Source organism: Nostoc paludosum FACHB-159 (assembly GCF_014698835.1).
Lineage (GTDB): Bacteria > Cyanobacteriota > Cyanobacteriia > Cyanobacteriales > Nostocaceae > Nostoc > Nostoc paludosum.
Genome location: NZ_JACJTU010000065.1, coordinates 1 through 18,394 on the forward strand (window position 1 = coordinate 1; position 18,394 = coordinate 18,394).

Annotated in this window: 19 protein-coding genes; 11 read left to right on the forward strand and 8 right to left on the reverse strand. The window is 42.3% G+C overall.

All coding sequences use genetic code 11. The features are described from left to right. The first annotated feature begins 648 nt into the window (after nucleotides 1–648). Nucleotides 649–918, forward strand: coding sequence for a hypothetical protein (locus H6H03_RS34450; protein ID WP_190959510.1), 270 nt, complete (start codon nucleotides 649–651; stop codon nucleotides 916–918). A 41-nt stretch (nucleotides 919–959) separates the two neighbouring features. After that, nucleotides 960–1,127, forward strand: coding sequence for a hypothetical protein (locus H6H03_RS34455; protein WP_190959511.1), 168 nt, complete (start codon nucleotides 960–962; stop codon nucleotides 1,125–1,127). A gap of 240 nt (nucleotides 1,128–1,367) precedes the next feature. On the opposite strand, the gene H6H03_RS34460 is transcribed toward H6H03_RS34455, so the two are convergent. Continuing rightward, entirely contained in the window at nucleotides 1,368–2,432 is a 1,065-nt protein-coding gene (locus tag H6H03_RS34460; protein ID WP_190959512.1) for a YheT family hydrolase, read from the reverse strand. Between the two features lie 158 nt (nucleotides 2,433–2,590). On the opposite strand from H6H03_RS34460, the gene H6H03_RS34465 reads away from it, so the two are divergent. Then, on the forward strand, nucleotides 2,591–3,334 hold the full coding sequence (locus tag H6H03_RS34465) for a response regulator transcription factor (RefSeq protein ID WP_096535634.1): 744 nt from the start codon (nucleotides 2,591–2,593) through the stop codon (nucleotides 3,332–3,334). Nucleotides 3,335–3,644: 310 nt separating this feature from the next. Here H6H03_RS34465 and rpsU read toward each other — a convergent pair whose 3' ends face one another. Then, nucleotides 3,645–3,833, reverse strand: coding sequence for a 30S ribosomal protein S21 (rpsU, locus tag H6H03_RS34470; RefSeq protein WP_015115835.1), 189 nt, complete (start codon nucleotides 3,831–3,833; stop codon nucleotides 3,645–3,647). 71 nt (nucleotides 3,834–3,904) lie between these two features. Beyond that, nucleotides 3,905–4,213: an RNA recognition motif domain-containing protein gene (locus tag H6H03_RS34475; RefSeq protein WP_190959513.1), complete on the reverse strand. Its 309-nt coding sequence runs from the start codon at nucleotides 4,211–4,213 to the stop codon at nucleotides 3,905–3,907. A gap of 165 nt (nucleotides 4,214–4,378) precedes the next feature. Between H6H03_RS34475 and H6H03_RS34480 the strand changes: the two genes are divergently transcribed. From H6H03_RS34480 to H6H03_RS34495, 4 genes are all read left to right on the forward strand, one after another. Beyond that, the gene (locus H6H03_RS34480) at nucleotides 4,379–4,534 is read left to right on the forward strand and encodes a hypothetical protein (protein WP_190959514.1); all 156 of its coding nucleotides are present in this window, start codon (nucleotides 4,379–4,381) and stop codon (nucleotides 4,532–4,534) included. A gap of 167 nt (nucleotides 4,535–4,701) precedes the next feature. Next, complete coding sequence (locus H6H03_RS34485; RefSeq protein ID WP_190959515.1) at nucleotides 4,702–6,021, forward strand: DEAD/DEAH box helicase; 1,320 nt, start codon at nucleotides 4,702–4,704, stop codon at nucleotides 6,019–6,021. 494 nt (nucleotides 6,022–6,515) lie between these two features. Then, entirely contained in the window at nucleotides 6,516–7,151 is a 636-nt protein-coding gene (locus tag H6H03_RS34490; protein WP_190959516.1) for a hypothetical protein, read from the forward strand. Nucleotides 7,152–7,773: 622 nt separating this feature from the next. Continuing rightward, nucleotides 7,774–8,247, forward strand: a complete 474-nt coding sequence (locus H6H03_RS34495) for a hypothetical protein (RefSeq protein WP_190959517.1) — start codon at nucleotides 7,774–7,776, stop codon at nucleotides 8,245–8,247. A gap of 164 nt (nucleotides 8,248–8,411) precedes the next feature. Here H6H03_RS34495 and H6H03_RS34500 read toward each other — a convergent pair whose 3' ends face one another. After that, on the reverse strand, nucleotides 8,412–8,609 hold the full coding sequence (locus H6H03_RS34500) for a hypothetical protein (protein WP_190959518.1): 198 nt from the start codon (nucleotides 8,607–8,609) through the stop codon (nucleotides 8,412–8,414). Nucleotides 8,610–8,722: 113 nt separating this feature from the next. On the opposite strand from H6H03_RS34500, the gene H6H03_RS34505 reads away from it, so the two are divergent. Further along, the gene (locus tag H6H03_RS34505; protein ID WP_190959519.1) at nucleotides 8,723–9,577 is read left to right on the forward strand and encodes a hypothetical protein; all 855 of its coding nucleotides are present in this window, start codon (nucleotides 8,723–8,725) and stop codon (nucleotides 9,575–9,577) included. 42 nt (nucleotides 9,578–9,619) lie between these two features. Here the strand turns inward: H6H03_RS34505 and glgB are convergent, their stop codons facing one another. From glgB to H6H03_RS34520, 3 genes are all read right to left on the reverse strand, one after another. Beyond that, a complete protein-coding gene (glgB, locus tag H6H03_RS34510) occupies nucleotides 9,620–11,911 on the reverse strand; it encodes a 1,4-alpha-glucan branching enzyme (protein WP_190959520.1) in 2,292 nt (763 codons plus the stop codon). A 256-nt stretch (nucleotides 11,912–12,167) separates the two neighbouring features. Beyond that, a complete protein-coding gene (locus H6H03_RS34515; RefSeq protein WP_190959521.1) occupies nucleotides 12,168–12,500 on the reverse strand; it encodes a hypothetical protein in 333 nt (110 codons plus the stop codon). Between the two features lie 609 nt (nucleotides 12,501–13,109). After that, on the reverse strand, nucleotides 13,110–13,328 hold the full coding sequence (locus tag H6H03_RS34520; protein ID WP_190959522.1) for a hypothetical protein: 219 nt from the start codon (nucleotides 13,326–13,328) through the stop codon (nucleotides 13,110–13,112). An 817-nt stretch (nucleotides 13,329–14,145) separates the two neighbouring features. On the opposite strand from H6H03_RS34520, the gene H6H03_RS34525 reads away from it, so the two are divergent. Both H6H03_RS34525 and H6H03_RS34530 read left to right on the forward strand, forming a co-directional pair. Then, entirely contained in the window at nucleotides 14,146–14,847 is a 702-nt protein-coding gene (locus H6H03_RS34525) for a hypothetical protein (RefSeq protein ID WP_190959523.1), read from the forward strand. Nucleotides 14,848–14,958: 111 nt separating this feature from the next. Next, a complete protein-coding gene (locus H6H03_RS34530; RefSeq protein ID WP_190959524.1) occupies nucleotides 14,959–16,779 on the forward strand; it encodes a peptidoglycan D,D-transpeptidase FtsI family protein in 1,821 nt (606 codons plus the stop codon). Here H6H03_RS34530 and H6H03_RS34535 read toward each other — a convergent pair. Then, nucleotides 16,768–17,001 (reverse strand): hypothetical protein, encoded by a 234-nt coding sequence (locus tag H6H03_RS34535; protein ID WP_190959525.1) that lies wholly within the window; start codon nucleotides 16,999–17,001, stop codon nucleotides 16,768–16,770. The two genes, H6H03_RS34530 and H6H03_RS34535, sit on opposite strands and share 12 nt — an antisense overlap. Before the next feature lie 123 nt (nucleotides 17,002–17,124). Here H6H03_RS34535 and H6H03_RS34540 point away from each other — a divergent pair, with 123 nt between their 5' ends. After that, a complete protein-coding gene (locus H6H03_RS34540) occupies nucleotides 17,125–18,240 on the forward strand; it encodes an iron-containing redox enzyme family protein (RefSeq protein WP_190959536.1) in 1,116 nt (371 codons plus the stop codon). Nucleotides 18,241–18,394 lie beyond the last annotated feature (154 nt).

The window sequence follows — 18,394 nt, forward strand, 5'->3', positions numbered from 1 at the left end:
TATGCTTACTTGACTTTTACCTTTGAATCTAAATTACTCATGTATTAAAAAATTGTTAGTCATTGAGGTTATGTGAATACTTTTTTTTCACTTGTGAGAAATCCGGGTTGCAGCGCTCAGACTTCTCTCCATGTCCCCGCGTCAGCCTAAATCATTCCATTATTCAGCAACGCCAAATTTCAATCTACTTCAGGATATATTCCTATAAACCTAACCCTACAGAAAGTTGGATAAAATAAAATCATTTTTCAACTTCTAGCCATAAATAATAGTCAAAAAATTTTTACTTAAAAAATAAATATTAGACGCAATCTTTTGTAAGCTCAGCAATGGCGATCGCACTTACTATTTATATAACTATGGCTGTTTTTCTTAGAATCTGCCAGAGGAGTTATTAGATGTTAAGTTTAGCTGTAAACACAACTACTTAATACTGAGTTACAGTAGCTGCAATAGCTTTTACTAACTAACATCGTGATTTATTGCTCTAACATTTACGTACTTCTTTTATTACTCTAGATGTACAATATGTCACCCAATATTAAATCTTTTGAAAGAGAATACGTTAAAACCCGCGACAGAGAATAGCAAATTTTCTTTTGGCTACAACATTAGCTATTACAGTATTACTCCAAGGAACTACGGATAATGTCTGCAACTTTTTTGTTAGAGCCTAAGTTTTCCAATGGCCAGATAGTAAGTTTTACGGGTGGAGAAGGAGTCATCAATAACTACCGATTTGGTTCAGGTAACTGGGAATATTTGGTGCAGATGCCTATGGGGCCAGAGCCAGAAATGGGTCGGGTTGGTTATGAAACCATTATCTGGCTATCTGAAGTAGATATATATTCACTGGTAAATAATTTTTCTCATAAAGTGTTAAATTTGGAACAAAAAAACCTTGCCAAAGCTTGTTAAAAATCTATTAGAACTACTTTTTTGAAAAATAGTGAGGATGAATGATCGCTAATTTGGGATATCTTGGATTTTTTGTAGTGCTACTAACAGCGCTACTATCAGCAATTAAGCAAATGAGCGTTGCTCTAGATGAACTAGATATCGAGCGCTTTACTCTCTGGACAGGTATTGCTTCTGTCATTGCTGGTATACCAACTATATTGTGGTAGCTTCATCAAGCAATAGGCAAATAGGCAATGGGCAATAAATTTGTTTCACGAATGATTTATTGAGCTTTTTGGCAATTTTTGTGTAAGTCTGGAACTTGAAAAGCGAACACAGTAGCGCTCATTATTCACCTTCTCAATCTTATGCAGGTGCTTGTTCAAAAATTGAATGTAGTCACTCTATTTCAAGCAATACGACTACATCCGTCGATTATTTGATGTGGTAGAATATCGTCTCATTTACTACTCTGTTCGCTTTTGTTCCAACCATTCTAAAATTCGATTCCATGCCCACCAAATGTCAGGGTCATTAAATTCCATCTGGCACTGTTTACTACTTATATAACCAACATGGCCCCCGTATTTAGTAAGTAACAAATCTATTGCCGGATTATTATCGCAACTAGCTTGTAATTCCGGTGTAATTGCTGGGTCAAAAAGTGGGTCGTCAGCAGCATAAATAATCAAAGTTGGTTTTGAGATTTGGGGTAATATTTTTAAAGCACTACTCGCTTGGTAATAAGCTTCAACAGAAGAAAAACCTAGTCGATTAATTACCAATTCATTATCAAATCCCCAGATACTATTCGCCCGTTCAATTGCTTCAGGGTCAAAGCTTCCGGGATGTAAATCGTGTAGTCGCCACGCCAATTTTTTTAAATCCCGTGCAATTCCCGCTTCTATATATCTACCGAAACGTTTTGTAACTAGATAAGATAGCGATCGCTCTGAATCCAAACTCGGACAAATCACCATACCACCGCCAATATCGCTATCTTCTAACCCTAACTCGTCATACTCCCTAATCACTTCCCCAGCAACTTTTACCCCCCACAGCGCTAATTGTCCTCCCAAAGAAAACCCTGTAAACCAAAATTTTCCCGGACAACCCATAGCCTTAGCAGCCGCAGCAATGCGAACATAATCTTCCCCCTCATAAAGACCATCGGAGGTTAGAGTCGGGGATAATTCCGCTGTTTTGCCGTGGGCACGCCAATCAAATAAGACCACAGCATATCCTTGAGCGAAAGCCTTACGTCCTAGCGCCCTCAAATACCATTGTGTTTCTAACTCTCCCGTAATCCCATAAGTGCCGATAATCGTACTATGAGCATTTTCCGGGATGGCAACCAAGCCAAAAATTGGCACACCTTGGCCGCCAATAAAGATTTGTTCGTGATAAGACGGTTCTGGATGTTGAATAGTAGTTTCCCAATAACGTCTTCCCCACAAAGCAGTGTGTACAGTCATCATCACACCATTTTGTAAAAACCAAGACGGATTGTAGGAGGGAGTATAACACATCATAGACTATAGGATTTCGTAATATTTGAGTCTTGATTTCACCGTCATTTAATCTTAATATTTATGTAAGATTTAAAATCTTTTTTAGAATCGATTCAAAAATCTTTGTATCTATCAAAGGTTCTTATTTATCCTTAATAAGTAGTAATAATTTTTTAAGAATGCCGAGGATTCTTGTCATAGACGATGACCCAGCGATTTCAGAACTAGTTGCCGTCAACTTGGAAATGGCTGGCTACGATGTTAGTCAAGCTGAAGACGGCATCAAAGGTCAAGCGCTGGCTCTCCAGCTACAACCAGACTTGATCATGCTCGATCTGATGCTGCCCAGAGTAGATGGGTTTACAGTTTGCCAACGCCTGCGCCGGGACGATCGCACCGCCGAGATTCCCGTGTTAATGTTGACAGCGTTGAGCCAAACTCAGGACAAGGTAGAAGGCTTTAATGCCGGCGCAGATGACTACCTCACCAAGCCTTTTGAAGTTGAAGAAATGCTAGCGCGGGTGCGGGCACTTTTGCGGCGTACCGACCGCATTCCCCAAGCAGCCAAACACAGCGAAATTCTCAACTACGGCTCACTCACCCTCGTTCCCGAAAGATTTGAGGCGATATGGTTCAACGAGACAGTGAAATTGACTCACTTGGAATTTGAGCTACTTCACTGCTTGTTGCAACGCCACGGACAAACAGTTTCCCCCAGCGAAATCCTCAGAGAAGTTTGGGGCTACGATCCTGATGACGACATTGAAACCATTCGCGTCCATATTCGTCACTTGCGAACCAAGCTAGAACCAGATCCCCGCCATCCCCGCTACATCAAGACAGTGTATGGTGCTGGATACTGTCTTGAGTTACCGAGTATACCTCCAGCCGCAGAGGGAGCTTCCGCAACAGTGGTGGAATGAAATCATCTCAGCAATCCTGAGTAGTGAGATTTTCCAATTTCTAGAGACGTTGCATTGCAACGTCTCTATATTTTTAGTAATCCTGGTGATAAATGGTATCCTCGGCGGATACCCTATATTTTAAAAAAGCTTATTTCAGCCGCGACTGAGCAACAGAGGTATCCCGCATTGGCGACTGTAATCGTTGGCATATATAGCTTTGAAGGCAGTAAGAATTACCATTGCTCTCTTTTTGCTTACTGGTGCTAAATTCCATAAGGAAAACCCTCATAAACAATATGAGGGCATTGATTTATATCTATGTCGATTATCAAGTGCGGAAACGTCTTTTACCCTGCTTTTGTAAAGCTAGTTTTTTGCGCTTGGATTTTTCAATCGGCGTTTCAAAGTGACGATGCTTCCTCATGTCTTGAAAAATTCCAGCTTTGGATACTTCTCGCTTAAATCGGCGTAAGGCTGACTCAAGATGTTCATTTTCACCCACTATTATTTGGGTCATTCTCTCTCCTACTCAATTGAATTCATCAATGGTCTAAAAATTCGCTCTCTCTTTCAATACGGTTTCAAATCTTAGTAGCGGTTACGTCCACCGCCACCACCGTATCCTCCCCGGTTGCCACCAAACGAACCTCTGTCTTCCTTGGGTTTAGCCTTATTTACTTTCAGGTCACGACCCATCCATTCAGCACCATCAAGTCCTTCAATGGCAGCGGCTTCTTCGGCATCTGTTCCCATTTCCACGAAAGCAAAGCCTCGCGGACGACCTGTTTCCCGGTCTGTAGGTACTTGAACCCGCTTTACAGTACCATATTCAGCAAAAACACCTCTAATATCATCTTCCGTAACTTGGTAAGAGAGGTTGCCTACATAAATTGACATCAATTTTCTCCAAAATAAAAGCGCGTGTAGAGATTTAAATTTCGGAGATAAGCCTGTGAATACTAAAAACAAACACGGTCACCGAATTAACTCTCGTTATCTAGGATGACATAGAAGGCAAATCTACGCATCCAGTAGATAGTTAATAGATGTTGAACCAGTGATGTGATGATGTGGGTGCGATCGCTTCATCTTAACTCAAGACCAGAAACTCATCTGTTAGATGTACTAATGGCGATCGCCGATGCCCTGATGACTATTGCCCAGCAATATAGTTGTGAGCGAATGCAGAAGCACAAATTTGTGACTTTGAAGAGTTAGTAGGTTTCCAGAAGCATTACAATATAGAGTGCACTCTGTTAGAATGCACAACTGCGGCATTCGCTCTCAGTCTTTGCCCACTGCCCAGAGCGCCCTTCAAACTTTTGTTCGTCTGCCTAAGACTGATGCCGCCAGTGGCGACAGGCCGATGTTATTTACGGAGTTCTATGTCTTTTTCTCATCTCGGCTTGTCCAATGAAATTATCCGCGCCGTCACCGAACTAGGGTACACCAAACCCACGCCAATCCAGATGCAGGCGATTCCTGCCGTCTTGTCAGGGCGTGATTTGTTAGCTGGAGCGCAAACGGGGACTGGAAAAACTGCCAGCTTCACCCTGCCACTTCTGCAAAAGTTGTCGTCTGACAAGAGCGTTAAAAGCACATCTAATGAATACTCGCCGATCCGGGCGCTGATTCTCACCCCGACTCGTGAACTAGCCGCACAGGTGGAGTTAAGTGTGCGCGAGTACGGCAAGTACTTGAAGTTAAACACGATGGCGATGTTCGGCGGGGTCAGCATTAATCCGCAAAAACGGCTTTTGAAGGGTCGAGTGGATATTCTGGTCGCTACCCCAGGGCGACTGCTAGATCATGTGCAGCAGGGGACAGTAAACCTCTCACAGATTGAGTTTTTGGTGCTAGATGAAGCAGATCGGATGTTAGACATGGGTTTTATCCGTGATATTCGTCGGATTCTCTCGCTCCTACCCAAACACAGACAAAACTTGCTATTTTTCGCTACCTTCTCCGACAAAATCAAGGCACTAGCTACCGGGCTGCTCGATCGCCCGGAGATAATCGAGGTGGCACGCCGCAACATTACTGCTGACACTGTGACACAGAAAGTCTACAAAGTAGACCATGACAGGAAGTGCCAATTACTTGTTAATCTGATTCGGCAAAATAATTGGTATCAAGTGCTAGTGTTCACTCGGACAAAGTATGGTGCAGACCGTCTGGTTAGGCAGTTGACCCAAGAGCGTATTCAAGCACTGGCTATCCACGGCAATAAGAGTCAGTCGGCGCGTACCCACGCTTTAGCAAAATTCAAGAATGACAGTTTACAGGTATTGGTGGCAACCGACATTGCAGCGCGAGGTCTTGACATCAGCGAACTGCCCCATGTGGTCAATTATGATTTGCCCTATGTCCCAGAGGATTATGTTCATCGCATTGGTCGCACTGGTCGCGCTGGTGCGTCAGGTAAAGCTGTATCGTTTGTGTGTGTCGATGAATACCATTTGTTGGCAGATATCGAAAAACTGATTGAACAGCAATTACCTTTTGAAGTCGTTACTGGCTTTGGAGGCAATTCCCACACCCAGCCCGAACAAATTTCAGATGAACGCAAGCATAGACCCAAACGTAGCAAGCGTCCGGCTCGTACTGCTAAACCGTTGCCACAAACATCAGCTAAACAATCAGCTCGGCGAACGGTGACAAGTGGTAAAAAGTCCGATGCTCGTTCCGGAGCATCACGCCATTAGGCTAAACCCTTACGGGGCTTCTCTGCAAGAGGTTTCTTTACGAGAAGCTACGCGGAGTTTGCTTAAAGCGTAGGGGTACGCTAACCCCCGCCTTAAGAGTGAGCTTTCTTGGATAGCTGGCACTGCGGGAGTCGTTAGTGCCGTTGCAGCTTTCGGAAGCGTTGCTGGTATAAGTGGTGTTGGAATAACTTTTGGATTAGCAATGTTTATTTTAAAAGTACGACAGGTGTCCTACTTTTTTTATTGGTCAATATTTTGGCAAAAATCTAGATACATCCGCTTATTTCTCAAGTTTATGCACTAATATTACAGATTCATCATGCCTCTAAGTAAAAACAATCTGCGACTAATTAATAGCGAAGTTTATTGGTTGGCGTTGCAGGATTACGAACAGGTTAACTCACGCCATAAAATACTTTTGTCATGAACCAAGTTTATGCGCTGGAAGTGTTAAAAAGGACTTGAGAGTGAATCTTGTCTTGAGGTGACAGGATATGGATGAAGTCGTTAAAAAAGTAGCTGCATTGGGATTGCCTGGAGTAATTTTGGTAATAACAATGGCAACCACAGGTTTTACAGGTGCTGCTGCTATCACCGCCGCTTTAGCAGCTTTGGGCGGCCCTGCGGGGATGCTGGGTGGAATTGCTGTTTTGGGACTGACAGGTTTGATTACTGATGCTTTGGCGAAAGTCGGTTTAGAAGATTTTCTGACAGAGATTTACTGTCAACGCCGACAGACTGAAGCACATGGCAAGCTTCTAGAAGAGATTGAGTCCTTGTCATTTTTTGATGGCGACATGAGAGATAGGCTCAAGACGACTGTAACGGACGGATGCGGTTGTGCAACGGTGGTTAATTCAAGCTCAACAGATGATGCAAATGAAGCGATCGCTATTTTGGAGAATGTCCCTGGCATGACGAGGGCACACCATAGAGATTTTATAAGTTCTCATCCAATTATGAGGCTCAGGGATGGAACAGTAGTGAGAACGTGGAAAAACCCTGTTGGTGTTGACCATGTTTTTTTAGGCGATCGCAATGACAGAATGATTTACGGCGGGTTTGTTGGTTGGATTCACTCTGAAGGTTTACAACAGGCGTTAACTCGTATTAGAAGAGACTTTACTTAAGGAATTGACACTCCCACGGCTTGAAGCTGTCGGATTATATAAATGCAGCCTGGACGTATTTATCGTGACCCTCAATTATTAGTGGACATCAATCAACAGAAAGAAAAATTTAGCAACGTATATCTCCATAGTAGAAACATTAATTGCTAGTTACGAACTATTCAATTTGTTGCCTAAGCTATGGTGTTAGAATCATTAGTCCTCTAACAATTTCTTGGCTGGGTAGCCGTGCCATTGAGTACAGGTCGCTGTTTTTTATATTATTTGAATTTTGTTGAAAAGCAGCATAAATATTTTAGAAAGGCGAGGGCATTTTGTACGCCACCCTGGTACTGTGCGATCGCGCTCTTTTTGGCTGCTTTCTTCTTCACTCTTATGTTGTCATAAATATAAAACCCTTTCTTTTAGTAGAAGTTATCAACAGTAGTGACAGTTATCCTAGAAAGAAATACTCGGTTATAACTTATGTTGCTTTAGGTATTGCAAGGATGCCCAATTCATTGCCTTATCCCTGTAAGAATTTGTGGTTTGGAAAATCAAAAATCAAGAGCAAAAGCGAGTAGAAGGATACAAACTCTGGGAAGTAGGTAATAATCTGAATAAGTAAGAGTAGGAGATAAATATGGAATCTGAAAAAAATCAAACTGAAAAGCAGCTAGATTATCAAGCCTTATTAGCTGCTGCCAAGGAAGCTTTAAAACTTGAATACCAGAGATCAGCAGCTTTAATCTCACAACTGCAAGCCATAAAAACTGAGTTAGAGCAAGTTCAGCTTGAAAACAAAATCTTGAGAGAGAGTAGTTACGAAAATGTAGTTAGGCATTTTGAGACGCGCATACAAGCAGCAGAGGCACGCTCGCTTAAAACCGAAGTGCGTCAAAATTTCCTTGAAATTAATGGTTGCCGGGATGATGAAAGCTTCGATACTCTATGGGAAAGCATTAAGAATAAGATTCAGATCCAAGACGGTGAAGTGAGAATTGTTTCTCAAAATGGCACTCCTAAGTTCACCTTAAATGGCAAGCTCATGACTTTGAGAGATTTCCTTCAATCCCTCAAAGAAGACCCCATCTCAAGCAAATTTTTCTTGAACTAGCTCACTTTGCCTCTCCTCATTAGATATTTATCGAATAAAACACTAATTGCAGTTTTCAATTTAAATGAGCATTAACCTCCCGCAGAAGCCGCAATTCCGACTATAGGAAATAAGGGACTTCCAAAGAATAAATCATTCCAAAAAAACGGCTATATCAGTAAAAATTAGGTTTTTTGATGAAAAATTATCAAGACGACTGGTTTTCTGCCGATCGCCCTCAACTCACAAACTGATCCCTGCAAAAGCGATCGCTTTTCTCCCATCAACAAAAGTGGCGTCACAAGGCTACTACATCTAATTGAGACATTGAGTATTTGTAGAACGGCGATCGCTTGTGAAATTATTTTACGAGAAGTAATCATTACTGCAATGGATATGCTTATCACCTCTAGTGCTTTAAGTTTAGCAACTACTTATGTATTTTCTCGGTCATTTATGCAATTATTACAGTAGCTATACTGTTGTAATTACTGTCATGTTACAAAATTTAAAAAATGTACCGCTTTTAGTAAAAGTTCTTTTATTAGCACTGGTTGTAGTTACTGGCGGATACGCAGGTATCGAGTTTCTAATTAATCGTAATCTTATACCTTTATCATCTACCTCAACAGAATCGGCATCTGTTGAATATGAAAATTTCAACTTCTATGTTGAAGATAAACAGGAATCAAAACCTATCCCACGAGTCCAAGTCCAAATTATTTCTGATGGCCCACCCACTTCAGACCAAACAGATAACAATGGTTATTTAGAAATTGGTATTCCCAAAAGAAAAACTGTCAAAATAATTTTAAGTAAAGACGGTTATCAAAGAGCTAATTATTCAGTCAATTTATTAACTACACCGAATACAACTAAAACCTTTCACTTAGAACCTAATTCAACAGCAAGTAATGGGAATTCTGCCACTACTCCAGAATCATCTTCATCAACATCTACAGTTACATCTTCACCAGCAGAAAAGCCTATAGCCACAGGAGGTACACTCACAGGCAAATATGTTGGTAAATGGTTAGGAAATCCCACCGAAAAGAAATTAGAAGATAATTCATCCAACGATATTCAAGTAGAAATTCAATTAAAAAATGGTAGTGCAGGGTCAAAAGTTGGTAATATTAAATATTCTCGTCCATATAATCCTTGTTACGGTGACTTAATTCTGCAAAGTGTAAAATCAGGAACTCTGCAATTATTTGAAAATATTACATCCGGTAATTGTATTAGTAATGGCACAACCACAATCAAGTTAATCGGAGACGATCTTATAGATTATAAATGGGAGCGTTCTGGCTCTCCGGTAACTATCAGTGGGTCACTAACACGCCAGTAAATAAATTGTCTTAAGGGTGAGCATTTTGCCCACCCTTAATTATTATTTCAATGCCTCAGCAGTCTTCTCTTTATCCAACTTCAGAATCAACACACCCAAAGGTGGTAAACACAAATCTAGGGAATAAGGACGACTGTGCAAAGACCAATCATCTGTCCACTTACCGCCTAAGTTGCCCATATTACTGCCGCCATACTTACGGGCATCGCTATTGAACAACTCGGTATAAAATCCCTTTTCTGGTACACCGATACGGTAGTGAGAATGGGGTTGTGGCGTGAAGTTGCAAACCACGATCGCAAAATCCTCAGAATCTTTATCGCGACGAATAAAGGAAACTACACTATGGCGGTTATCGCTACAGTCAATCCATTGAAACCCCGCCTCAGCAAAATCCTGGGTATATAAAGCTGGTTCGCTACGGTAAAGATGGTTCAAATCTTGGAAAAATGTTTTTAACTGTTGATGGGCTTCATACTGTAATAAGTGCCACTCTAAATCCGCCCAAACATTCCACTCACTCCACTGTCCAAACTCCATGCTCATAAACATGGTTTTCTTGCCTGGGTGAGCGAACATGTAAGTAAACAAACAACGCACATTCGCGAACTTCTGCCATCTATCCCCTGGCATTTTGCCGATGATATTACTCTTGCCATGCACCACTTCATCGTGGGACAAGGCCAGCATGAAGTTCTCACTGTGGTTATACCACATACTAAAGGTGATATTGTTTTGGTGGAACTGGCGGAACCAAGGATCCATGTTGAAGTAGTCCAACATATCGTGCATCCAGCCCATATTCCACTTCAAGTTAAAGCCCAGTCCGCCTGTGTAGGTAGGCCAAGAAACCATCGGCCAAGAAGTTGATTCTTCGGCAATTGAGAGAATTCCAGGAAAATAGCTGAAGATAGTGTGATTTACTTGGCGCAGAAAATCCGCTGCTTCTAGGTTTTCTCTGCCGCCGTACTGGTTGGGCAGCCATTCTCCTGGTTTGCGGCAATAGTCATTGTAGAGCATTGAAGCCACAGCATCGACACGAATCCCGTCAATGTGGTATTTGTCAAACCAAAATAGGGCATTTGCCATCAAAAAATTTCTGACTTCGTGGCGACTGTAATTGAATACCAAAGTACCCCATTCTTTATGTTCGCCTTTGCGGGGATCGGCGTGTTCGTATAAGTGGCTACCATCAAAGAATGCTAAACCATGACCATCTTTAGGGAAATGACCAGGAACCCAATCAACAATTACACCGATATCGTTTTCGTGACATTTATCAACAAAATACATGAAATCTTCAGGCGTACCAAAACGAGAAGTAGGCGCATAGTAACCTGTTACTTGATATCCCCAAGAACCATCAAAGGGATGCTCGGCAATGGGTAGCAATTCTAGGTGGGTGTATCCCAATTCTTTGACGTAGGGAATAAGCCGATCTGCTAGTTCTCGGTAAGTTAAAAAGCGTGCGCCTGGTTTGAGTTCTGAAACTATAACTACAGGTTCGGTTTCACCATCGGGCAGTTTAGCTGGTTCGGCACTAGAAGCGTGTAACCAAGAGCCTAAATGCACTTCATAAACAGAAACTGGCCCAGTGAGGGGGTCACTGTGACGCCGTTTTTCCATCCAGCCTTCGTCGTTCCAACTGTAAGCATCTAAATCAGTGACAATGGACGCGGTTTTTGGGCGGGGTTCCTGCTGGAAACCGTAGGGATCGGATTTTTCGTAAATGTGGCCTTCAAAATTTTTGATTTCATATTTGTAATGCTCACCCACTCCGATTTCCGGAATGAACAATTCCCAGACTCCGGTGGGGCCTTTACGCATTTGGTGTTTGCGTCCATCCCAGTAGTTAAAATCTCCCAAAACTGAAACATTGCGGGCGTTGGGTGCCCAAACGGCAAAATAAACGCCTTTGACGCCATCTATTTGGGTAGGGTGCGCTCCCAGTTTCTCGTAAATTCGATGATGGTTGCCTTCACCAAACAAATGCAAGTCAAACTCTGTCAAATTGGGAGATCGGAAAGCGTAAGGGTCATAGGTGACACGCTCGTGTTCTCCTTCTTTAATCCGTAGCTGGTAGTTTGCCAGTTCTGCGGTTTCAATGGTGCATTCAAAAAAGTTGGGATGATGGACTGTTTGCATTGGGTATTCTTTGCGTTGTTCGGGAAGAACTACCCATGCTGCACTTGCATTTGGTAGGTAGGCTCGCACAGCCCAGGCAGTTTTGCCATCTTGTTCTATGGGATGGGAACCTAGTATTTCAAAAGGATCGTGATGTTGATTCCAAACGATACGGTTAACCTGTTCAGGGGCGATCGTGGTCATGGACATGAAGCTACCTACGTGTAATAACGTGATTGACTAAACGTACTTTTTTAATATCTATATATATTCTTTACATTTATTTGCAAATTTGTCGCCATCGTTATCCTACCTCAGAATGAATCATCTGGTTTTTGGGGATGGGGGATTGGGCAGGGGAGGTAGGGGAAAAGGTTAAAGGGAAAAGGGAAAAGGAATAAATTTAATCTTTCACCTTTTCCCCTCTTTCCCTTTCCCCATACCCTGTTTCCCCAATGACTAATGACTAAATATTTAAAAATGGGAAAAACTGGAGTAAGGTTTTACGTATGCGAAGTAAAAAAATCTGGTCGCGAATTTTGGGGTCTAGTTTTGGTGGTGGTACTTGTTGCAGCTGTACTTCTAACTGGGCATATTCGGCAGCAGTTAGGAATCTGCCATCGATAGGCGATCGCCCTTCTACAACGATCTTTGTCCGTAATATCTCTTCTGGTATATCCTCTGGTGGTGGTAATGCTATTACAGGCGATCGCCAATAGCTACTTAGAAAGATAACCGTTGTAGTAATTACAAATATAAACAGTAATTTTACTAAATTTTTGACTTTAACTTTCATCATCCCACCAATTGCATTCACAACGCAGCATGAAAATCTGTTTTGCTGACATCCCATGCTAATAAAAATCTGGCAATATCAACAGACATCACCAGGCTTTATTTTTTGATACATTATGAATTATTTTGTCCTTCCTAAGCTTAGTAATCTAAGCTATTCCACACCAGTGTCGTTTATTTACTGCCATAATTAACTGGTGCTTGAGCGCTGGTATTCAATAATCCTGAAAAGCTTGGTTAATAGGCTTTAACATTTTAGTCAATGTTTAAGAAGCCTGAAACTCAGGCTTCTTAAATAACCGTACTATCTCATACTCCTACGGTGAAGCAAGCTAAGCGGAGCATCTCCGTCAGGACAAGGGTACAGAACTTGCGAATTTGGAATTTTAGGAGAAGTCGGAGATAAGGCTTCCTTAAATCTCAACTTCAGTGATTGTGTCTACTCTACAGATGAGCGAGCTAGACCAGCTTTTCCCACATAAGCTCTACAAAGCTTTCACACAACAACACACAGTTGCGGGTTTTTATGCGAACTTGATTCATTCAAGTTATGTGGTGAGTAGATTTGTCAGTAAGCTATTCTCAGCTGATTTCAACTCAATTTCAGAGTGCCTTATTTAGGACTAGCAGTTGGGGTAGCTGCGGGGGTAGCTGCGGGAGTAGCTGCGGGAGTAGCAGCAGGACTAGACCCGGTAGCAGGCGCGTCTGTTGGTTCACCTGTAGCAGCTGGAGTACTAGTGGTACCACCACCACCTTCACCGCCACCTTCACAAGCTCCAAGCAATGCGGCCAGACTTAACATTAGAGCCAAACCAAAGATTTTTGTTTTCATAACTCCTCTTTCACCAATTGTGGCTAGAAAAATTTTTCGCCTGTTGAATACGATACCGTATTTATTGCTTTTTTTTAAATGCTGTAAGATTACATACTTAAAAAAAACAACCCTTTGGGGTATTGTTTTTGAAATTAGGTATCATACAGCCATTTGATTAGTTGTTCTGAACTCAGGAGCAAGATCCAAAGCATTAAATTTTTTTGTCAATTGAGCTATCATAGCAAAAAATTTTATCTTTAAGAATTTAGGAGTCAGCCGTCAAAATCACAAAGGTATTGCACTATGACTTAGTAAACATACCAGGGAACAGGCAATAGGCAATAGGCAACAGACTTGAAAGTCTCTTTTTTCAGGGTTTTACCATCAGTTTATGTCCTAAACTATATTTCAAATCCGATGAATACAGAGATTGAAAATTCTCTCCAAATCTACAATTGGCAACTATAGACTAGATATCAGTATCAAAAAATACTTAGATTCTTCTGGTTCTCTGAACTAGTGAGCGGTGGGAATTGCTCACTAGTTTTGCGTGAATTCTGGGATGTTTTTTATTTTTTTCACAGAGTGTTGCAGCTTACCGCCCTTCATTGCCATACTTTAGGTGCAATATATCTAAACAGCAAGTTATCCAGTTTATAATCATTGATTGCAAACTTTGGAATATCTAGAGGATGCAAACATTGATATAGCTAGCTATTAGAACAGTTAAAAGGGTGTAGTCTGTTATGTGTGTTTATTGCATAGAAGGGTATTTTAACCTCAGCAAAAACAGACAATCAATTGAAAGTACAATATTTTTCATCTAAAAAAATTTATGGTTGTTGGTCGTAAATCAACTGTTTCTACAAAGGGTACTTGGTCTTGGCGAGATTCAATTCTTTCTTTGGGTAAGCGACGACGTTCTGCGCGTCTGGAGTCAACAGCGCACAGTGATTCTATACCTACTACCCAAACTGCACCAGTATCCTCTACGAGAAGAAAGCGTTCCTCAAAAAAATTATCGCTTTCTTCTACAAATGAGGCAGTTATACCCAAATTGCCCAAAGAGTTGGGCAGACAACAACTGCCAAATCTGAATGACCAATCTAATCAAGCCAGCAAGAGTCCAGAGGTAGGTTTTCTTGGTCTTCCCATCATGCCTGGTTCTGGAGCAACACCATTATGGTTGCTGCGTTTATACACTTTTCATCGTTATTCGTCAGTTTTGGCATTTTTGTTAGTAGCAGCGACACTTGCAGTTTATGGCTGGACAGTGTATTCTCAAGAGCTTTGGAGTCAGTCATATCGCAGACTGCAAAATCTCCAACGTCATGAGCGGTTGTTGACGACAACTAACGCGACACTGACAAACAAAATGGCACAGGAAGCAGAACAGTCAAGAACAGGACTGGTATCGCCAACTCCTGAAGGAATGATTTTCTTACCTCCAGCATCTTCTAACTCTGAACCAGCATCGCCTAACACAAAACCAAATCCCCAAACCCAACAACAAACACTCTCGCCGCTGGGATATTAAGGGTATTGGGGACTGGGGACAAGGGGACAAGGGGACAAGGGGGATAACTAATGCCCAATGCCTAATGCCCAATGCCCAATGACTAATGGCTAATGACAAAGGACAAACCCAATGCAAAAGTCACCAGGCAAAACAAAATTTCGTACTTCAGAATTCACAAGGCGACAGAGGCGTTCTAAACGAGGTTTTTTGGGAAAATTTGCGTCTAATATCCAAGAACAAACATCAAATAGTAAGTCCCGACTGTTTATAGTGTGGGGCGTGTTGATAGCAGCTGGGTTGGGGTTGGGTGTTAATTTGTATAACCTGCAAATTATCCGTGGGCCAAAGTTAACAGAGTACGCACGAAACCAGCAAATGGTTAATTTGCGACCTTTTATGCCCCGTCGTCCGGTGGTAGATCGTAATAATAATTTGTTGGCGATTGACCGTCCTGTGTATACTTTGTACGCTCATCCCAAATTGTTTGATAAGTCCAATGAAGAGATAGCAGAGCAACTTTCCCCGATATTGGCGAAAGATGCTCCTGAATTGGTAAAGACTTTTGAAAGCAAAAAAAGTGGGATTGTACTTTCCCCAGCCATACCGGAAGAAATTGTCGATCGCATCACCTCTTTGCGCTTAAATGGTTTAGAACTGATTCAAAAATACTCGCGATTTTACCCTTCAGAGGATTTGGCTGCTGATGTGGTGGGCTACGTGAATATTGACCGTCGCGGCCAGGCGGGTGTGGAATACTCTCAAGAAAAGTTGCTAGAACGTTCTGTCCAGACAGTGCGCCTTAGTCGAACAGGTACTGGTGCCCTGATGCCAAATTATGCCCCTGAAGGTTTTTTACATTTTGATGATTTACGGCTGCAACTGACTATTGATAGCCGTTTGCAACGAATTGCCCGCACTGCTCTTAAACAAAAGATGGACGAGTTTAAGGCTAAACGTGGGGCGGTAATTGTGATGGATGCATTGGATGGTTCCTTACTCGCCTTAGTTTCTCAGCCTACTTATAACCCTAATGAATACGCCAAAGCTAATATTTCACTGTTTAAAAACTGGACTGTGGCGGATCTGTATGAACCGGGTTCTACCTTCAAGCCTTTAAATGTGGCGATCGCTCTAGAAAATGGTGTCATTAAACCAGATGATATATTTAATGACTCCGGTTCTATTCGCGTAGCTAATTACACCATAAAAAATGCAATGAACAATGGTTATGGGCGCATTAGTATCGCTCAAATCCTACAAAATTCTAGCAACATTGGTATGGTGCAAATTATTCAGCGATTAAAACCTGGAATATACTACAACTGGCTGGAACGTTTGGGACTAGGACAAAAAGTTGATACAGATTTACCTTTTGAAGTTGGCGGTCGGCTCAAAAGTCAAGAAGAATTTATCGCTTCGCCAATTGAACCAGCTACTACTTCCTTTGGCCAAGGCTTTTCCATGACACCGATACAACTGGTACAAATGCATGGCGCTTTAGCCAATGGTGGTAAATTAGTTACACCCCACGTAGTTCGGGGTCTAATTGATACCAAAGGACAGATGCATGATTCACCAACTCGCACTGTACCACGCCAAATTTTCTCAGCTGCCACAGCCCAAAAGGTAGTGGAAATGATGGAAACTGTTGTGTCTGAAGGCACTGGTAAGGTATCGCAAATTCCCGGTTATCGGATCGCTGGTAAAACTGGTACTGCCCAAAAAGCTAGCCCCAATGGCGGTTACATTAAGGGTGCGAGAATCACTAGCTTTGTAGCTATTTTACCAGTAGAATCTCCTCGCTATGTAGTTTTCGCATTGGTGGACGAACCAAAAGGAGAAAACGCCTACGGTTCTACCGTCGCCGCCCCGATTGTGAAGTCAGTGATTGAAGCGCTGATTCCTCTCGAAGAGATTCCGCCAAGTAAGGCGATGGAATCAGAGAGATGAGGGAGATGGGGAAGTGTGGGGAGATGGGGAAGTGTGGGGAGATGGGGAAGTGTGAGGAGATGGGGAAGTGTGGGGAGATGGGGAAGTGTGGGGAGAAAGAGAATTTATGCCCCCGTCTCTTCCCACACCTCCCACACCTCCCACACCTCCTACACCCCCCACACCCCCCACACCTCCCACACCCCCCACACTTACTATTTGCCCTATGCCCCGTTTGGCCAATCCCTTTCTAGGCTTAATCTTTCTTTATAACCACGGAAAGAGGTACACAACACTACTGGTGTGGGAACTTAAGTATTAGAGGTGAAACTGATTTCTCACTTTTCTAAGGCTACAGAAGACTCCATGCAAAGCAATATAGTAATGTTCCCTAAGCCTGGTGTTGGGGAAAAGAGTACGCAAGCACAAGAAACAACAGTTAGCAAGTACGACCGTGCCGAGCAGCAATTTATAGAACTGCTGGCAATGGAGAATTTGGACGCTCGACTGGATATAAAACCTGCAAAAGCCAATGAGTTTCAACAGACGCTTTCTATGGCAATTAGCGCTGCCTATGAAAACGATCGCTCTGATGAGCAAGCTCACCTTTTCCTACAAAGGATACTTTATCGAATTAATCGGCTAAATCTGTTTTGGTACGATGATTTGCATAATTACACCAATGAGCGATCGCTTTATTTGTATTCATGTCGCGACCAAATTGAAACTGGTTGGCAAAAGTGGGAACTTGCACAATTCGATCTGGCTGCACTGCAACAATTGGATGCCAAACAGGCTTTAATTGAGCGTGTATCCGCTGATTTAAATCCACCATTATCGCCAAATAGTCGCTATATCCGTGAGGAATTGACCGAAAGTGGCTATCGTCATTTGCTGGCGATCGGCTCTTTTGATGGTTTGGTTGAAGCTAGTAATCTTTCCCGTGTTTTGGGTGGTGCTGCCAATGAAGTACAGTGTACGCTGGTGCGGGTTCTACTAGAAGAATACGGGAATGGTCGCTTATCTCGCAAACACTCGACATTTTTTGCCCAAATGTTAGCTGAGTTTGGGATGAAAACTGAACCAGAGGCATATTTCAATTTAGTGCCTTGGGAAGTGTTGGCTTCTACTAACCATAATTTTCTAATGACCGAGCGCAAACGCTATTTCTTGCGTTACAGCGGTGGGTTGACCTTTTTTGAAGTGGCTGGCCCTGCGGTTTACAAAAATTATCTTGTGACAGCACAACGCCTGGGACTTTCAGAAGTAGCAGTGGGTTATTGGGAATTACACATCAGAGAAGACGAACGCCACGGTCGTTGGATGTTAGATGATGTAGCTTTGCCTTTGGCAGAGCAATATCCTAATGATGCATGGGAATTAGTGCTTGGTTACGACCAGCAAAAGCTCATGAGCGATCGCGCCGCAGATGCTGTTGTACGATCTATACGCCAAGCAGAACAAGCTGCTTTCGTTATATAAGAATTTCCAAAAATTAGAAATTCACGAACAATACAGAATTCAGAATTAATTACCGAGTAACTTCAACCTGTTTGTACTCCTACGGATAAGCAAGCTATATCCCCTAGTCATATCAGGTTCGGTTGAAGACTTATTATTAGGACTGACGCAAAGA